Genomic DNA, 1,163 nt, shown 5'->3' with positions numbered 1-1,163 from the left:
CCGTCGTACCATTATGATCTGGCCCGCCCTGGCGCCGCGCTCTACGGCATCAATCCGACGCCCGCCGAACCCAACCCGATGCTGCCCGTGGTGCGGCTGCAGGCCAAGGTGGCGCAGACGCGCAGCGTCGAACAGGGCACCGGCATCGGCTATGGCCACACCTATCACGCGGAAGCGCCGCTCAGCCTGGCGACGATCTCGTTCGGCTATGCGGATGGCTGGCTGCGCCGGTCCGCGTCGGCCGCCTGGTTCGAGGGGGTGCGCCTGCCCTTCCTCGGACGGGTGTCGATGGATTCGATCATTCTCGACATTTCCGCCCTGCCGCCCGGCAAGCTTCGCGAAGGGGATCTCGTCGAACTGCTCGGCCCTTCGCAAACCGTCGACGACGCCGCCGGCCATGCCGGCACCATCGGCTACGAAATCCTGGCCAGTCTCGGCACGCGCTTCCACCGGCGCTTTGTCGGCGGTTGAGCGGTTTGGCCGCGCTTGACAAGCGGACGCCTGTCGGCAAGGTTCGGCGCATGAGCAACCTCGCTTATATCAGAACCTTGTTCAGGGTCTGCCCGATCGCGGGATCGTAGCCCCGGCGCGGCCGCCTTTCGGCGTTCGTCCGTACCGGGGCATCCATACATCCACCCATCGCCATCAAGCCGCACCGCTCTCCGCGGCTGCCGGCTTTCATCAGGCCGCCGTCAACGCGGCGGCAAGCGCGCATCCGCTCGATGCGCCGATCCATGAGGTTTGCCATGCAACATGCAACGGGACTGCATCCATCCGCCCAGATTCTAATCAGCGACACCGACCATGACAGATTGGCCGGCCTGGCCCGGACCGTGCTCGACCGCGCGCCCGAGACGGCCGATGAGCTGCTCGCGGAATTGGACCGGGCGGTGATTACGGAAGCGGCGGCAATTCCGGCCGGCGTCGTGCGAATGGGGTCGACAGTCACGGTTCGCGGTGAAGGCGGTGATATCAGGCGCATCACGCTGGTCTATCCAGGCGACGCCGACATTGCCGAAAACCGGATCTCGGTGCTGACGCCGATGGGAACGGCGCTTGTCGGCGTCAGCACCGGACAGGTGGTGTGCTGGAGCGGCCGTGGCGGCCGCAAACTGTCGGCAACCGTGGAGGCGGTCGATACGCCCGCCGGCGGCGGCGAGCAC

Annotated in this window: 3 protein-coding genes; 2 read left to right on the top strand and 1 reads right to left on the bottom strand. The window is 67.1% G+C overall.

What is annotated here, in order from left to right:
* Positions 1-471 (top strand): alanine racemase C-terminal domain-containing protein (locus EOA36_RS35800; protein ID WP_281040116.1); only part of this gene is annotated, 471 nt, incomplete at its 5' end.
* Positions 472-535: 64 nt separating this feature from the next.
* On the opposite strand, the gene EOA36_RS35795 is transcribed toward EOA36_RS35800, so the two are convergent.
* A complete protein-coding gene (locus EOA36_RS35795) occupies positions 536-736 on the bottom strand; it encodes a hypothetical protein (RefSeq protein WP_127281267.1) in 201 nt (66 codons plus the stop codon).
* A gap of 10 nt (positions 737-746) precedes the next feature.
* On the opposite strand from EOA36_RS35795, the gene rnk reads away from it, so the two are divergent.
* Positions 747-1,163 (top strand): nucleoside diphosphate kinase regulator (rnk, locus tag EOA36_RS35790; protein WP_127281266.1); only part of this gene is annotated, 417 nt, incomplete at its 3' end.

The sequence above is a fragment of the Mesorhizobium sp. M8A.F.Ca.ET.021.01.1.1 genome (assembly GCF_003998025.1).
In the GTDB taxonomy this organism is placed as follows: Bacteria; Pseudomonadota; Alphaproteobacteria; order Rhizobiales; family Rhizobiaceae; genus Mesorhizobium.
The sequence above is the reverse complement of the archived record's forward strand: the minus strand, read 5'-3'. Positions and strand labels throughout refer to the sequence as shown.

Bases quoted from the DNA above. Each gene is read 5' to 3' on its own strand.
- EOA36_RS35795 (WP_127281267.1), bottom strand. From the start codon at position 736: ATGGATCGGCGCATCGAGCGGATGCGCGCTTGCCGCCGCGTTGACGGC.